Origin of the sequence: Streptomyces sp. NPDC058674 (assembly GCF_042716505.1) — a bacterium.
In the GTDB taxonomy this organism is placed as follows: Bacteria; Actinomycetota; Actinomycetes; order Streptomycetales; family Streptomycetaceae; genus Streptomyces.
In genome coordinates, this window is sequence record NZ_JBHXSC010000082.1 from 1 (window position 1) to 15,250 (window position 15,250).

At 68.1% G+C, this 15,250-nt stretch carries 13 protein-coding genes and 3 pseudogenes; 9 read left to right on the forward strand and 7 right to left on the reverse strand.

What is annotated here, in order from left to right; all coding sequences use genetic code 11:
• Positions 1-151: 151 nt before the first annotated feature.
• Positions 152-1,165 (reverse strand): questin oxidase family protein, encoded by a 1,014-nt coding sequence (locus ACFWU6_RS29690; RefSeq protein ID WP_383984041.1) that lies wholly within the window; start codon positions 1,163-1,165, stop codon positions 152-154.
• A gap of 477 nt (positions 1,166-1,642) precedes the next feature.
• Between ACFWU6_RS29690 and ACFWU6_RS29695 the strand changes: the two genes are divergently transcribed.
• Positions 1,643-2,413, forward strand: coding sequence for a transposase (locus tag ACFWU6_RS29695; protein WP_383984044.1), 771 nt, complete (start codon positions 1,643-1,645; stop codon positions 2,411-2,413).
• A 9-nt stretch (positions 2,414-2,422) separates the two neighbouring features.
• Here the strand turns inward: ACFWU6_RS29695 and ACFWU6_RS29700 are convergent, their stop codons facing one another.
• A complete protein-coding gene (locus ACFWU6_RS29700; RefSeq protein ID WP_383984047.1) occupies positions 2,423-2,713 on the reverse strand; it encodes a hypothetical protein in 291 nt (96 codons plus the stop codon).
• 139 nt (positions 2,714-2,852) lie between these two features.
• Here ACFWU6_RS29700 and ACFWU6_RS29705 point away from each other — a divergent pair.
• A pseudogene (locus tag ACFWU6_RS29705) lies at positions 2,853-3,158 on the forward strand (tyrosine-type recombinase/integrase); the annotation flags it as partial.
• A 73-nt stretch (positions 3,159-3,231) separates the two neighbouring features.
• On the opposite strand, the gene ACFWU6_RS29710 reads toward ACFWU6_RS29705, so the two are convergent.
• A complete protein-coding gene (locus tag ACFWU6_RS29710; protein WP_383984050.1) occupies positions 3,232-3,522 on the reverse strand; it encodes a barstar family protein in 291 nt (96 codons plus the stop codon).
• 6 nt (positions 3,523-3,528) lie between these two features.
• Positions 3,529-3,783 (reverse strand): annotated as a pseudogene (locus ACFWU6_RS29715) (ribonuclease domain-containing protein); the annotation flags it as partial.
• A gap of 749 nt (positions 3,784-4,532) precedes the next feature.
• On the opposite strand from ACFWU6_RS29715, the gene ACFWU6_RS29720 reads away from it, so the two are divergent.
• The 6 genes from ACFWU6_RS29720 (at position 4,533) to ACFWU6_RS29745 (ending at position 12,047) form a co-directional block, all read left to right on the forward strand.
• A complete protein-coding gene (locus ACFWU6_RS29720) occupies positions 4,533-6,179 on the forward strand; it encodes an FtsK/SpoIIIE domain-containing protein (RefSeq protein WP_383984053.1) in 1,647 nt (548 codons plus the stop codon).
• 701 nt (positions 6,180-6,880) lie between these two features.
• Positions 6,881-7,462, forward strand: coding sequence for a helix-turn-helix domain-containing protein (locus ACFWU6_RS29725; RefSeq protein ID WP_383984056.1), 582 nt, complete (start codon positions 6,881-6,883; stop codon positions 7,460-7,462).
• 77 nt (positions 7,463-7,539) lie between these two features.
• The gene (locus ACFWU6_RS29730; protein WP_383984059.1) at positions 7,540-8,127 is read left to right on the forward strand and encodes a toxin-antitoxin system, toxin component; all 588 of its coding nucleotides are present in this window, start codon (positions 7,540-7,542) and stop codon (positions 8,125-8,127) included.
• Positions 8,127-9,281, forward strand: coding sequence for an MAB_1171c family putative transporter (locus ACFWU6_RS29735; protein ID WP_383984062.1), 1,155 nt, complete (start codon positions 8,127-8,129; stop codon positions 9,279-9,281). Before ACFWU6_RS29730 ends, ACFWU6_RS29735 begins: the two co-directional genes overlap by 1 nt.
• A gap of 133 nt (positions 9,282-9,414) precedes the next feature.
• Positions 9,415-10,620 carry an MAB_1171c family putative transporter gene (locus ACFWU6_RS29740; protein ID WP_383984065.1) on the forward strand — a complete coding sequence of 402 codons (1,206 nt, stop codon included), beginning with the start codon at positions 9,415-9,417 and terminating at the stop codon, positions 10,618-10,620.
• A complete protein-coding gene (locus ACFWU6_RS29745) occupies positions 10,617-12,047 on the forward strand; it encodes an NAD(P)/FAD-dependent oxidoreductase (RefSeq protein ID WP_383984068.1) in 1,431 nt (476 codons plus the stop codon). The genes ACFWU6_RS29740 and ACFWU6_RS29745 overlap by 4 nt, the downstream gene beginning before the upstream one ends.
• Before the next feature lie 126 nt (positions 12,048-12,173).
• Here ACFWU6_RS29745 and ACFWU6_RS29750 read toward each other — a convergent pair whose 3' ends face one another.
• Positions 12,174-12,773, reverse strand: a complete 600-nt coding sequence (locus tag ACFWU6_RS29750) for a hypothetical protein (RefSeq protein ID WP_383984071.1) — start codon at positions 12,771-12,773, stop codon at positions 12,174-12,176.
• Between the two features lie 620 nt (positions 12,774-13,393).
• Positions 13,394-13,540 (reverse strand): hypothetical protein, encoded by a 147-nt coding sequence (locus tag ACFWU6_RS29755; RefSeq protein WP_383984074.1) that lies wholly within the window; start codon positions 13,538-13,540, stop codon positions 13,394-13,396.
• Between the two features lie 495 nt (positions 13,541-14,035).
• Here ACFWU6_RS29755 and ACFWU6_RS29760 point away from each other — a divergent pair.
• Positions 14,036-14,373: pseudogene (locus ACFWU6_RS29760) on the forward strand (hypothetical protein); the annotation flags it as partial.
• A 172-nt stretch (positions 14,374-14,545) separates the two neighbouring features.
• Here the strand turns inward: ACFWU6_RS29760 and ACFWU6_RS29765 are convergent.
• The gene (locus ACFWU6_RS29765) at positions 14,546-15,079 is read right to left on the reverse strand and encodes a penicillin-binding transpeptidase domain-containing protein (protein ID WP_383984077.1); all 534 of its coding nucleotides are present in this window, start codon (positions 15,077-15,079) and stop codon (positions 14,546-14,548) included.
• Positions 15,080-15,250 lie beyond the last annotated feature (171 nt).

The window sequence follows — 15,250 nt, forward strand, 5'->3', positions numbered from 1 at the left end:
TCCCGCGGCTCCGACCTGGAGAAACGGTGCACGAACCGCTCATGCAAGGACTTCAGTTCACCAGCCCACGACCGGGCATCAGCAAGTTCCCCACCCATGACCTGACAAACGACCGACCCGCCCAACCGTCACAGCAAACACCGTTGCAGTACTAGATCAGTGGTTCGCTTAGCTCGATGGAGCGCAGAGCCGCCGCCAGAGCCCGTTCGTCACCGATGTCGAGGGCCGTGTCGGTCAGCTTGATGACGTGTTCGTCGCCGTGTGTCAGGGCCCGTTCGAAGACCTCTTCGGGGATGACGGTTCCGGGTGGGGTGTACGCGACTGGGTCGTGGGGTGCGTACATCGCTGTCACCGCGGCGGATGCCGTCCAGGCGGCCCGCAAGCTCGGTACCCACAGGACATGCGGGAGCGCGGGCAGGGTACGCAGGACGGCGTTGGGGGCCGTGGCCGCGTGGACCAGCATGGTCTCCTCGCCGTGGCCGTGGGTGGCGTACCGATGGGTGGCCGCTCGCACCAATTCGATGAGGCAGTGGTGTGCTTCTTTTGGGTCGGTGATCGCGTTTGCCCACACCGGCAGGCTCGTGATGCGGTCGAGCCGGGCGGCGAAGCCGCCGTCCCGTTCGGCGATGGGCGTCACCGCGTTGAGGGCGGCGGCTGCGCTGTCGGCGCCGGGCAGGGGGGCGGGGTGGTCCGCGACCAGATGGTAGCGGGCGGCCCAGTAGCCGAGACCGTGGGCGAGCTCGACCAGACGGGGCTCGGTGTTCTCGCTGACCAGAAGAGTGCGCACGGCGTGGCCCACCCTGATCACCGGGTGGGTTGAGCCGCCGTACATGCCGGGCAGGAGACGGGGCCACCACTCGGTAAGCACGTCGCGCCAGGGGCGCTCGGCGATCTCGCGGCCAAAGTAGCCAATCCAGTCGGCAGCGCGGCGTGAATCGCCAAGGGCTAAGCGCCAGTTGTTTGCCGTGACCGGCTCGACACCGGACGGGAACTCCTCAAGTTTGCGTGCATACAGGTCGAGCCATCGGTGCACCGAGCTGGCCTGTCCATGCGTGGCCAGGGCCTCAACGGCCATTGGCGCGTGATTGGTGAGTCGTCCAAGCCGCTCCGGCCCTGAACCGTGCAGTCGTTGGAGCGCCTCATCGAGAATGCCCGTCGTATCCATGGCGACGACGATAGGTTACGTCATCGTGGTGGTGATCTGCCGGTGATCCATGAGTTCCTTTGAGCACGTCAATGGGAACGCCTGCGTCCGCGTGCCACCAGGTGTATGAGTGCCGGAAGGCATAGGGGAAGACCAGCGAGCGTTCGAACGGGAGTCGGTTCCCCAGGTGTTGAGCTGGTCACTCAGCAGCTCGGGGAGCGACTGCATCCACCACCGAGGCCCGTGGCGAGGGAGCCTGGGTCCATCTGCCGGAAGCCGCTGGTGCTTCATCGAAGGGAAGAGGTACTCCGAGCTCAAGGACGACGGTGCCGGGATCGGCTCGCGCCAGTCTTGCCAGGTGCGGATGGCCGCAGCTGTCTCGCCGGCAATCGGCATAGCTGTCGTCCGTATCGGCATTTTTCATGGATGCCCAGGCCGCCGCCGCGCTCTACCTAAGGCCTGTCCCGTAACGGTGTTCATGGGTGGGACGATCGCTCCGTGGCTGTTGTGATCACTGCGTCTGAGCTGTCCTGGATACGTCCGTTCAGCGGTCTCACCCCTCGACAGTTCAGCAAGCTGGTCACTGCTCTGCGCCGTCAAGGTGCACATGCAGCGCGGCTGGGACATCCTTGGACGCTTTGCTTCGAGGACCGCGTGCTGCTGGTCGTTGCGTACTGGCGGACCAACCTGACGATGCGGCAGCTGGCGCTCTTGTTCGGCGTTTCAAAGTCCACGGTCGACCGCGTAGTCGATGACCTGGGGCCGCGTCTGGGATTGATCCAGCGGCAACGCTTCCGCAAGGGCACTGTTCTCATCGTGGATGGCACGCTCGTGCCGACTCGCGATCACACCCTCGCCCAGCGATCCAAGAACTACCGCTATTCCACCAACCACCAGGTGGTCATCGACGCGGACACCCGCCGGGTCGTGATTGTCGGCCGGCCGCTGCCTGGAAACCGCAACGACTGCAAGGCCTGGGAGGAGTCGGGCGCCAAGGCCGCCGTCGGTCGCGCAGTCACGATTGCCGACGGCGGCTATCCAGGGACCGGCCTCGTGATCCCCCACCGCCGCGAGCCCGGACAGTCCGAACTCACGCCCTGGAAGGAAGAGCACAACAGATCTCATAAGCAGGTCCGCGCCCGCGTCGAGCACGTCTTCGCCCGTATGAAGACGTGGAAGATCCTCCGTGACTGCCGTCTCAGAGGTGACGGCGTCCACCACGCCATGCTGGGCATCGCCCAGCTGCAGAATCTCGCCCTGACCCAGTGACCGCTAGGGTCAACCCAGCTCAGCCACGTCAGAGCCAGCAGGCTTCGGGGGCCTCTGGTGACCGCAGTCCAGCCGAGTTCCGTTGGCGTCCGTCACTGTGTACTCCAGGACAATCTTGGTCGGGTCGCCGTCCTCATAAGGCCACACCGTGATGCCTCCCTCCCAAATGAGGGTGGAGAACCAGACATCGATCCCCTCGGCTTCAGGTGCGACCGTGAAGACCTCCCCGGGCTTCAGATAGAAGTCCTCACCGTACGGCTCGATGAAGAGACAGAGATCGCCATTGCCTGCGTTCTCCACAGGCAGCCTGCTGCGTCCCACTCGTCCCCCCAAGGCCGCAACTCCGATGATCCAACCCACAGTATCCGCCCGCACCAGCCCCGCCGGACTCAAGCCGCCTGTCCCTCCAAGTCCGTTGCGGGACAGCCCTTAAGCGCCAACGACACGGCCAGGCCAAACTCTCGACCCCGCCAACCTCACCCGCCGATTCTGTAACCTCCTCGACTGGGCCAGACTCCGACGCATCCGATTCCACGGCATCCACCACTCGACCGCCACCCTGCTCCTGGAGCAAAGCGTCGACCGCGTCGTCATCAAGGAACTGCTGGGCCACGCCCACATCGGCGTCACCGCCGGCGTCTACGCCCAGGTAAGGATGCGCCTCCAACGCCATGCCATCGACACCCTCGGCAACGCACTCGGTCCGACCGTCGACACCCCCAACGACCCACCCTCCGTCCGTTGACGTTGCCGTCAGCGTTGCCGTCAAACCGCTGAGGAGCCCCACCGAATCACGCTTCGGTGGGGCTCCTCGCATGCTACTCGAATGTCACCGCGAAACGATCGGACAATCCGAAGGATTCATCCTGCGACTGGACGCGAAGTAGGAGATCGCGAATCTTCTCGAACTCGCTTTCACCCAGCACCCTTCTACTCAGCTCCGATTCCTTCCAGACGATCTCGACCGGTCGTACCAAATCCGTCGATAGCCGATCCCACAGGGCACTCAGATTGGCTCCATAGTAGGGGCCAAAATCTAGAGCCCGCGACAAGAACTCATGAAGATCCCTCTGGGAGAGAATTGCTGCGCCATCGATTTCAATCCTCATAGGTTCTCATTTCCAGTTGGGCAGCTGATAGAAGCTCCTGTAGTGGTCGCTGGTCACGTAGGCGAGCCCGTCATTCGAATAGACCAACCGAGTCCCCGGCTGCTTTGACCGCTTCATCATGCTATTGATCCCTACATCAGCCTCAGACCACGTCCGCCCTCCAGCACTCGGCAGCAACCCGTCGGCATTCTCGAATACATCTCCGCCGATCTGAGCGCCGGGCATTTTGTTCCCCAACGCCTTGCCAGGCTCCCAGCCGGCAGCAGAAGCTTGCCCATTGGTTACTTAGTTACCGGGCAGCGTCCCCGTCGCGCGGAGGCTTTCAATCAGCGGATTTGCCGCCTCCGCAGTTGCAAGAGCGCCACCGTAACGAATGCACGTGGAATTATGTACGAGAACCGGAGTCTCGCCCGCCAGCACATAGTACGTGTGCGTGCTGAGGTGCTGTCATCTGCGTTTTCGCAGGTCAGCGGAATTCGGCCAGTCCGTGGGTGTGCGTGGAAGTGCTGTGTTGTGCGCCCCTGTTGCCGTCGGCGTTGCCGTCAGACGGCTACGCGCGTGAGGGCGGCGGAGTGGGCTTTGGCCGGTGTCCTGTTCGGGTTGGGGTCGGGCATGGTCAGGGGGCCGTACGCTGGCCGGCAACTCGGGCAGGCTTTGAGCCTGCCCGGAATTTGAACGAGTGGCCCCCTGGCCTTGCCCGACGAGGGCCCCAGCCCGAACAGGTGGGTAAAGCCCACGGAGCCGACCGACCCCGCCCATGAGCTGCGCACCGGCCAACACCCTGCCGCTGCCTCGCCGTCGGCTTGGCGCTCGTCGTGCGGGTGCGTCCGGCTTCTTCGTGCTTCCACTCGTCCGCTGTGCTGTCTCTGCGCGGCCTGGTCGCTGGCCGGCCCGCGGTGGCGGAGCCGAGAGCGGGCCGGGTGGGCGGGCGTGCCGCGCGCGACCCGCGTCAGCGGGTCGCCTTGAAGACGTATAGAAAGTTTGGACGCATCCCTTTTCGACGGTGCGCCATGGCCATCGGTGAATGGCTCGCGCTGGGGATGCTGCCTCGGGCGTCGGCTTGGCTGGCGTGGCTTCAGGTGGTGCTGGCGCCGCGCCTGCACACCCACGCCGACCCGTTCGGCGTCACCGTCATCGCAGACGCCCTCCCGCAGGTGGGGCTGAGCGCCTGGCAGGACGCGAACGAGGGCTTGCGCGATGCGTGGGGGATGCGGCGCATCCGGATCTCCCAGCCCAAGCCCGGGGTGATTGTGGCGCGCGGGTTCCGGCGCGAACCGCTGGAGGCCGTGATCCGCTCACCGCTGCTCGGCCCCGACGGGTCCCCGGTCTGCCGTCCGGGGCAGTTCGTCTCCACGGATGACGTGTTGCTGGGGTGGGACGAGGAAGGCACCCCCATCGTGCTCAACCTCGCCTACTCCGCGCACGCCCTGATCGCCGGCGTCACCCGGTCGGGCAAGTCGATCACCGTGAACACCCTGCTCGCCTACGCCTCCCTGATGCGGGACGTATGTCTGATCGTTATCGACCCCAACCTCGGAGCCGTCGCCCCGTGGTGGCGTACCACGTACAAGGTTTCCGACTCGTTCCACCCGGATGAGCCGAGGGAGATCCTGCGCTGGGTGCGGGAGGAGATGCAGCGGCGGGAGCGGCTGTTCTGGTCCGGCCGTACCGACCGCATCACCAACTTCAGCCCCGAACTGCCGCTGATCATCTTGGCAATCGACGAAGTGGCGAACTACACCCGGCACCCGGATCGCAAGGCCCGCGAGCGCTTCGAGGCCGAACTGCTGGCCATTGCCAGCCAGGGCGCGAAGTTCGGGGTCCGGCTGTGGCTGCTCACCCAGAAGCCCTCTGCCGACGTGCTCACCACCGCTGTCCGCACCAACCTGTCCGCCCGGATCTGCCACCGCGTCGACACCACCGAGGACTTCCTGCACCTGTTCCCCGACGGCCGGGAACTCGACATCACCGCCGCCGACCGCGAGATGCCGCCCGGTAGTGAGGCATTGTTCAGGGCCGCGCGCCTGCACCGCGTGGCGGCCGGGCACCTGCTGCGCACCACCGGTCTCTTCCCCGGGCAGGAAATCCTCATGATGCAGTTGTGGGAACACGGTGAGCAGCGCCAGTCTGACCTGATCAAGACTTTGGGACTGGACGCCTCGACGGTGACCAAGACGTTGCAGCGCATGGAGCAGGCCGGATTCGTCACCCGCCGGCGTGCGGAGCTGGACCGGCGCATCATCCTCGTGTCGGCCACCCGGGCCGGCCAGGCGCTGCGCGGCCAGGTCGAGCAGGCCTGGCGTGAGCTGGAGGCCCTGACCGTCGCTGGCATGAGCGACGAGGAGCAGTCCTTGGCGATGGGGATCCTGGAACGGTTCGACCGTTGGATGCCGTTCTGGCGCAGGACGGAACCCGCCCCCGCCCCCGTGCCCGCTCCGGCGAGGTCCCCGGCCCCGCCCGGCCCGCCGGCCCCTGCATCCGGCCCGCCTCCATCCGCACCGTCGCCTCCCCAAAGGACTGGCTCCGCAGGGGTTGGAACGGGATCGCGGCCTGCTTGCGACGCAGGCGGGGTATGCGGGGACCCATGGTGCATCTTCTCTCGTCCCCGGCACCCAACGGGTGGCTGTAGTCAGCTGGCCTCGATTTCGAGTCGCTGACATGCCCACGAGCGGGCGGTCGGACTGACGGACGGGGTGCTCGCAGGAGTGCCACTGCGATCGGCGGGCACGCTCTTCACCGGTCAGCCCGTGCAACGGGTAGGGACCGCGGTTATCCTGCTCGGAAGCACGCGTGGTCGCACACGCATGCCACACCACCGGCAATGGATTCAGGTCCGCGCTCTGGTGGTGCGATGACTCGGGCGAGTCATACTGGGTGGCCGTTCCTCCGTCGCAGGAGGGACGGCCATCTCCCTTCCATGGCGGTGGACGAGGCCGGTCGCAACGGCCTTCGCATGCGCCTTGAAGGAAGCGGTTCCGCCAGGTGCCGGTCAGTCAGGGGCAAGCACAGTCCGTCGTCCCAGCCCTGCGCGTGATCGTTGCCATCATGAGCCAGGATCTTGCTACGTGGGACACGCCCTGTCAACGATCAATTCACAGTTTGAAACGATCGTTTCGCCGCGCCCTGCCGCCACCGCAGTCAATGGAGCCCTTAACGACCGAAAACCCGGACCATGCGTGCTGGTTCATGCCGGTTAGCACCCCTCCTCTCTCCGGAAGCGGGGGTGCCTGTACTCCAGTGGTGAGAAACAAGGATCGTTTCAGTTGTGGAATCGATCGTCGCTCTGGTCTAGTGGTTTCGCAGGTCGGAGCACTATCCTCCAGCAGCCGCACAGCCATCAACCCCGCCAGGAGACATCGTGACCGACGAGGGTGACCCGCATCTGAAGATCCTCGGTCTCCTGGAGCAGTTGGTCGAGGAAGCCGACCTCGACTGGGCCACGGTTTTCGACCCAGTCCCGCTGTCGATGAGTACCGGCCTGCCGGCGAGCGTCGTGCGGGCGGGCCTGACCCGGCGGCCCATGCCCAAAACCGATTTCCAGCAACAGGTCGCCGAGCGGTTGGCGTTCCTCCGCGAGACCCGCCTGCGCCCGGATGGCGGTCAGTATTCGCAGGGCGAGATCGCCGCCCGAGCCGACGTGACCCCCCAGTGGGTCGGCGAACTCCTCAAGGGGCGCAAGGTTCCCAGCCTGGAACTGGCTGCCCGGATCGAGGACCTCTTCAAGGTCCCCAGGGGCTTCCTGACCGCGACCCCCTCCCAGGCGCTCGCCCGCGCCCTCGAGGAGAAACTGGCACGCGAGCAGGCACGGCAGCTCTCCGGCCTCCGCGAGCTCAAGGAGAAGTACAAGCTCCGGTCGGTTGCCTTCCGCGGCGCGCCGGAGGCCCTGGCCGCGATGCAGGACCTCCTGAACCTCATCGTGGACGACCAGCAGAAGACGTAATGACCGGGCATCGCCGACGGCGCAGGGGGTTACGGATCGGCGGCATCGCTCGGGGGTGCGTAGGTGAGGAGGCAAGGGTGGGGATCGTGAGGAAGCGCAAGGAGAGTGCGCGGCTGGAAGAGGAAATGGTCCGGTTGTGCGATGAGTTGTACGCGGGTCTGGGCGAGCCCGCCCCCAGGGACATCGATGAGCTGATCGACCGCATCGCGGTGTACTTGAGCGAGTACCGGGGTGATCCGGCTCGTCCCGTACGGATCGTGCGCCGGGATTTTCCCCAGGGTCTGGGCCCGGTGTCGGGTCTGTGGCTCGACCGCGAGACCGAGGACGTCATCGTCGTCGCCAAGAGCACCAGCGCGTTCCACGCCCTGGTCATCCTGGGCCACGAGATCTGGCACATGGTCCGCGGGCACTGCGGCACGCACGTGCTCGGCACACAGGTCGCCACGCGCCTGCTCGGGGACGAGCTCCTGGACGCCGGCGGCCTCGACGAAGCGCTGCGTCTGGTCGCCGCGCGGACCCACGCCGTGCCCGGTGACGAGGCCGAGGCAGAGCAGTACGGCCGCATGATGGGTCGGCGCTTCCGGCACCTGGTCGAGTTCGACCCCGCGCAGCGGGTCCTGGAGGGTCCGGCAGCCAGGATCCAGGCTTCTCTCGGCGATGGCTGATGGACGGCTCGGACTACTACATACCGGCGGCCGCCCTCGTCGTGGGTTTCTTGGTGAAGCTGCCCGGGCTCATACGGCGGCGGCGCGACCCCATGGTCAGGGCCATCGCCGGCCTGCTGTTCATGGCCAGTGCCGGATTCGCCTTCGCCGCGCCTCCCACGATCGCCGTGGTGAACCGCACCGTGGGGATCACGAACGTCTCCGGGCCGCTGGTGTACGCGATCCTCAGCGTCTTCAACACCTGCTGCATCATCCTGCTCGCCTACTGGCGTGAGGGGCTGGGCCCGGACGTCCAGCGTCTTGTCCGGCGGTGGGTCGCGGCCTGTGGCACCGTCATCGTGCTGATCGCCGTGGCCTTCGCCTTGGGCGACGCCCCGGTGGAGCGGCTGCGGGACCTCGACACCCACTACGCGTCCACCCCGTGGATCCGCGAAATGATCGTGGTCTACCTCTCCTGGCACCTCGTGGTCGGCGTGGTCGTACCGACGATGTGCTGGCGGTGGTCGCGCACGGTCGACGGGTGGCTGCGGGCGGGCCTGCTGACACTCGTCGCCGGATTCGCCTTCAGTACCGGCTTCGGCGTGGCCAAGGCCGCCGCCGTCGTGGCCCGGTGGACCGGCGGGGACCTCGATTTCCTCAGCACCGATCTCGCGCCGCCGCTGGCCGGTATGGGCGCCGTGCTGACTACCGCCGGCTTCCTCCTGCCGCAGGGCAGGCGGGCCGTGGCGGCCTGGGAGGCCTGGCGGACCTACCGGTGGATGCGGCCGCTGTGGCGCCGGCTCCGCACGGTCACGGGCCTGCCCGTCAGCGCCACCTGGCGGGGCCCTCTCGAGACCCGGCTCTTCGACCGCGAGACGGACATCCACGACGACCTGCTGGCCCTGGCCCCGTACTGCGATGCGCGGACCATGACGGCTTGCCGCGACAAGGCGGTCGGCGAGGGAGCCGGCCCCGACGACGCGTGGGCCGTCGCCGCCGCCACCATGATCGCGTACGCCATCGCGGCCAAGGAGTCCGCCGTCGAGATCGGCGAGGAATCCCAGGAGTCGGGAACGGCCGCCCTCGGCGCCGTACTCAGCACCGGACCTCGGGGAATCGCAGCCATCTCCCGCCAGTACGGCGCCCTTCGACACCACACCGTGGCCGCCTCATGAGAAAGACACCCCCAATGAATGGCCCCCGGCTCCCCCAGGCCCCCGACGTCGCACCGTCAGCCCCTTGGTGCGGCCCCCTCTGGTCCGCCGCCCAGAACGCGCTGCCAGACGGCCCCGGTCAGCAGGTCGCTTCGTGAGCAACCCCAACGGCGTCGCCTTCTACATACCCGGTGCCCTCCTCTTCGTGGCTGGCTGCCTGAAGCTGCCCCCGCTCTGGCGCAATCCCAAGGACGAGCTGCTGCGGTCCGTCTGCATGCTGCTGTTCGTCGCCGCCGGGGTCTTCGCCGTCGCCGCGGTGCCCTCCATCGCCGCGATCAACCGCATCAGCGGCCTCCCGAACTTCGCCGCCCCGGTCGTGTACGCGATCCTCACCGCGTTCTCCGGGTCCAACCTGGTGCTCATCATCCGCTGGAGCAGCGGTCCCGAAGAAGCCGCGCAGGCGGCCCGGCGGTCCCGCTGGTGCAACTGGGCCACCATCACGGTCATCGCGACGCTCTTCGGCCTCTTCGCCCTGGGCGACGTCCCCGTCGAACGATTGGTCGACCTCGACACGTTCTACGCGAACACCCCGTACATCCGCGAGATGATCGTCCTGTACCTGGTCGCGCACACCACGGCCGCGGTCACCATGACGGTCCTGTGCACCCGCTGGGCACGGGTGGTCCACGGCCCGCTGCGCGCCGGGCTGGTCCTGATCGTCATCGGCTACATCCTGAACCTGGTCTACGACGCGCTGAAGTTCGCGGCGGTCGGCGCCCGTTGGACCGGCCACGACCTGGACCACCTCAGCTGGCCGATCGCGCCCCCGATCGCGGCGGTTTCCGCCCTGCTGATCGGCATCGGCTTCGTCCTGCCCCTGCTGTCGCAGCGGCTCATCAACATGGTGAACCCCTGGGTGCGGTACTACCAACTGCAGCCCGCGTGGCGTGAGCTGCGGGTCGCCACACAGCACAGCATCAACCTGGCCGGCGGCCTGTGGACCCCGATGGAGGTACGGGTCTGCCAGGTCGAGTCGGACATCTACGACGGGATCCTGACCCTCCACCCGTGCCTGGACCCCGAGATCCACGCCGTCGCTCTGCGCGAGGCCCTCAAGACGGTGCGGACGGACGAGGACGCGCAAGCCGTCGCGGACGCCGCCGCCCTGGCCCACGCCCTTGTCGTGTGGACCAGCAAGACGCCATGCCAGGGCACCGGCGCCGACAGGGCGAACGACGGCCCGCTGCTTATCTCCGCCGGCGGCGTCGCCGGCCTCGTACGGCTGTCCAAGGCCATGTCGAAGTCCCCCATCGTCCGAGCCACCCGCGAGGCGGCGGTCCTAGAAAGCAGCATCCGATGATTCAGCAGCCCCCCGGCGCCGCCCGCGTCCTCATCCTCGGCGGCAGTCTCGCCGGTACCCTCGCAGCTGCGGCACTGGCACCGCACGCCGCCGAAGTCCTCATCGTCGAGCGGGACAAAGCCCTCCCCGACTCCGCGGCGCCCCGGCCCAGACTTCCGCAGGCCGCCCATGCCCACATGCTGTGGGCGGGCGGCGCCGACGCGATCGAATCGCTGCTGCCGGGCATGACCGACACGTGGCTGAAGGCCGGGGCGCACCGCATACCGATCCCCACCGGCATGGTCTCATTCTCCCCCGCGGGCTGGTACCGGCGGTGGACCGAGACGCACTACCTCATCGGCGCCAGCCGGGACCTGATCGACTGGGGCGTGCGCACCGCCGTCCTCGCCCTCCCGAACGTCTCGGTGCGCACCGGCATCACCGTCACCGCGCTGATGGGGACGGCCTCCCGGGTGACCGGTGTCCGGGTGCGGGACGAGCAGCACGCGGAGAGCGAGCTCACGGCCGACCTGGTCATCGACGCCACAGGCCGCGACTCCAAGGCCTCCGAGTGGCTCACCGCCATCGGCGCCCCCGAGGTCCCCGAGACGGTCGTGGACGCCGGCGTACGGTACGCCAGCCGCCGCTACTGGGCCCCCGAGGGCGCCGAGTCAGACTGGCCCGTCATCCACATCCAGGCCGACCCGCGGGAAGGCAGTCCCGGCCAGGTCGTCTCGATCATCTCGATCGAAGACGGGCAGTGGCACGTCAGCCTCTCCGGCACCCGAGGCGGCGAGCCCAGCGCCGACGAGGCCCTCTTCGAGGATTTCGCCCGGGGCGTCCGCCACCCGCTGGCCGCCGAGTTCCTGGCCCGCGCCGAGCCCGTCAGCGACGTCGTCGTCTACGGCCGCACCGCCAACCGGCAGCGCCGGTTTGAGAAGGTCGCCATGCCGGCGGGGTTCGTCGTCGTCGGTGACGCCGCCACCAGCCTCAACCCCGTCTACGGCCACGGCATGTCCGCTGCAGCCCTCGGTGCGGTGGCGCTGCGCGACACCGCCGCCAGGGTTCCCGTGACCGCGCCGAAGTTCGCCGCTCAGGCGCAGAAGGCCGTCGCGCGCCCGGCCGCCGCGGCCTGGCTGCTCGCCGTCGGCCAGGACCGCTTCTATCCGGGCGCCATCGGCAAGGCCCCCACCCTCGCCGACAAGATCGCAGCCCGGTACGTACACCGGCTCAACCACACCGCCATCGGCAACTTCCTCGTCGTCAAGGCACTGACCGACGTGATGACGATGAAGAAGCCGGCCACGGTCCTGGGCCACCCCGACGTCCTGTTCGCGGCTGCCCGTGGCCTTCGCCGGCCCCTGCTGGACGGACCGCAGCTGACCCTCAGAGAGCAGAGCATCCTCGACCGCGAACCCCGGCGGACAGCGGAGCCGACGAAACTGTGACGGGTGGTACCAGCACGGACCTGTGACGCGCGGTACCAGCCGCCCCAGGGCGGTGCCGGGCAGGCTTCAATCGCCGCCTGACGCAGACGGGCCCCTTCCCGGCATCCGCGGGAAGGGGCCTGCCCGTCACCGCCGCGCCTGAGCGTGGCTACGCGCCGCCTGCCTTTGCAGGGCATCCTCCTCGAGCGCGAACTCTGCCGCCCGGCGCCGTACGGCTCTCTGCGCCTGCGCAGCCCCCTCCAGGCATTGCGAGCACAGTCCACTGGGCGGCCCTTCACCCCGGCCGGGCCGGCGGCAGGACGGCTCCACGCAATCCCAGCGGCCAGGCTGCTCCGCTACCTGGCGCGCAGCGGGCACCGCGCCTGCTCGGCTTCGCCGGATCCGGTGCCTCTCGGGGCAGGCTTGGCACGGATGACCGTCGTCGACGTCCTCACCGTCTTCACAGCGCGGATTCCCGCAGTGATTGATCCTCAGCAGCTCGCTGACGACGGCCGGGTAGCTGACGATCTCGCCGTTTCGGTGCTTCTGCGCGTATCCCCACGCGTGCCAGCGGCGCGAGATCCGTCGTGCGAGCTGCTGCGCCGTGCGCTGCTCGGGTCCGGCGTCGAGCAGGCTGAGGATCACGTTCCGGACCACCTTGGGACGGTGGGCGGGCATGGAGCCCGCCAGTTCGGGTGGATAGCCTTCCTCGACCGAACGCACCGCACGCGCCTGGACCTGCGTCATACGGACCTGGCCCTTACCGACCCCTGACCACTTCCCCGGCGCCTGGGCGCCGTTCGCCGCGGCCCGGCCGCGCGTCGCGCGCGCCCTACTACCTGTAGTAGCCCTGGGGCGTCACCGGCGCTACGCGCCGAAGGCGCCTGGTTCTCGTTGTCCTTCTTCTTGTTAAGGCTTCTTGTAGTTACCGCCCCGGACTCGGGGGCAACGTCCGCCCCCCGCTGAGGGGGTACGTGGCCCCCTAACTCGGGGTACACGCCCCGCCCGTCTCCCCCCATTTGAGGGGACGCGAGCTGACGTGCGGGGCTTCCTGTGTCGGCAGCCTTGATGCCTTCCAGAACCGCCTCTTCATAGGCGCGGCCGAGCTGGTCGTAGAACTGCCCCAAGGAGCGGGGGCCGCTGTAGCCGGCGGGCGGGGTCCTGCGCAGCTTGTAGACGTTCTTGTGCTGCGGACCACGGCCGTCGGGCACCTTGATGACGGTGAGGGCACCGATCCCTTCGAGCTCTCGCACGAACTTCGTGATCTTGTCGCCTCGGGAGTAGCCCATCAGCAGGGCGAGGATTTCAGTGGTCGGCCATACGTAGCGGTCCCCGCGGCGGCGGTTGAGGTGGAGAGCCAGGAGCCACTACAGCTCCTTGGCCTTCGCATCGATGTCGGCGAGGCCGATCCAGTGGCCGAGCTGGACGAAGGGAAGCTCGTCCTCTGCCTCGACCTCGAACGGGTCGGAGTCCTGGGCCCGGACGGCGGTGAGCATCGCCGCAACGGCGCGCATCCGCGCGTCCGACGATCCGGCCTCCGGCGCAGGACGGGAAAAACTGTTCACGTGGCAGCCCCCTGCGGGCGAGAGAGGGGGCCTCCCGTCGCGGAGAACACGGACAGAGGTCCAAGACAGCACTCAGACCGTATGAACAGGTTCCTGGCGGTAGGCCGGCGCGGTCGCAACACGCCTGCTGGAGCACCCTCAGGTGGATTCGGTTGTGGTGATGCGTTGAGTGGGCGAGTCAGGTGTTGCGTGTGCACGTTGCCCCTGTCGCAAGAGGAAACGTGCCGTTGTGTCAGGACACCGAGAGGGCTGGAGGAGGCGGGTGCCGGGGGCTGTGAGGCCAATGGCCTTTCCAAGCCCGTACGCCGCTCACCGAGCGCGCACCTCCTCGCCGTCTATCTGATCTGATCACGTCACCCTAGTTCCCGTCGCTCGGGTACGCACCCGCCACCGTGAGGAGGGTGGCGGCAAAACCTCGCGTCGGATCTACGCGCGCGGCCTCACGCGGACGGCGCGGCAGACACGGCTCACACCGTGGCGCCGGGCGATGCCCGCGGCACCGCGCTGATCCCGGAGAATCGCGGAGGTGGCTACTGCTGCGGCCTCGACGGGGCCGGCGGCCCGAACGTGGGCTGCGTGGCGTGTGGCCTGCCCGTGGCGAGCCGGATCGATGACTGCTCGCTCTGGCAGGCGATGTGGCTCGCCCCGAATGCAGTGCGCCGCCTTCCCGTCGAGGGCGCCGACGCCGCACCGCTTTCCTCGGCGGAGCTCCGGCGGAGGGGAAGGGCACGCCCCCGTTCGAGCCGATCGCCGCATGGGGGTCCCGGCTGGGGGCGGGCCACTGATCCCGCTCTTCCCGACCCAGCAGTCGATCGCGCTCGGCGCGCTCCCCACCCTCCGGCCGGCCCTGCCACTCCTCGTGAACCTCCGACGGCCAGCCGTCCTCAACGGGCGGCCGCCCGCGTTTCACGCCCGATCGGAGGGAGGTGACGGTCGTCTCGGAAGGGCCGGCACTCACTTCCGAGTGGCAGCGGAGATCCGTTCCGCGACCTGGCTGGCCTGGGACGTGGAGTCAGCGGAAGAGGAGATGTAGACGGCGATGGCCACCGGTCGGCCAGCCGAGGTTCGGGTGGCCGACAAGGTCCAGGCGGCCGAAGCGGAGGGTACCCATGTGCCGAACGAGTCCCCAAGCGCCGACCGCAGCTGATCCGCAGTGCGCTGGGCGACGACACGCTGGGCGGGCATGGCTGTGTTCGAACCGGTGACGAGGTTGGGATGAACGCGGCTGCCACCGTTCACAAGTAGAGCCATCACCATGGCCATCTGTACCGGGGTGCTCTTCACCTCGAACAGGCCGTTGGCCATGAGGGCCAGCTGGGTGGGATTCTCGGGCTTGCGCGGCCAGGTGCTATCGAAGGCACGCAACGGCGTATCTATCATGGCGTTGTTGAATCCGAACGTCTGGGCTGTCGATGCCAGCGCGTCGGCGCCGAGGTCGGAAGCGATACGGGCGAAGACGTTAGGGGCGCACCACCGAGTTCGGCACACGCCCCGACGGCTCCTTCGGCCCGCTGGAGAAGACCCACGTCCAAGCGGTGGCCACCCCCGCGCAATGGGATGCCTTAGCCCGCATCGGCGCACCGGGCAGCATCGCCCAAGGCGTCCAGGAAACCCTCGATGCGGGGATCACCGCCCTCGACCGATAGCCGGCCCGGCCGC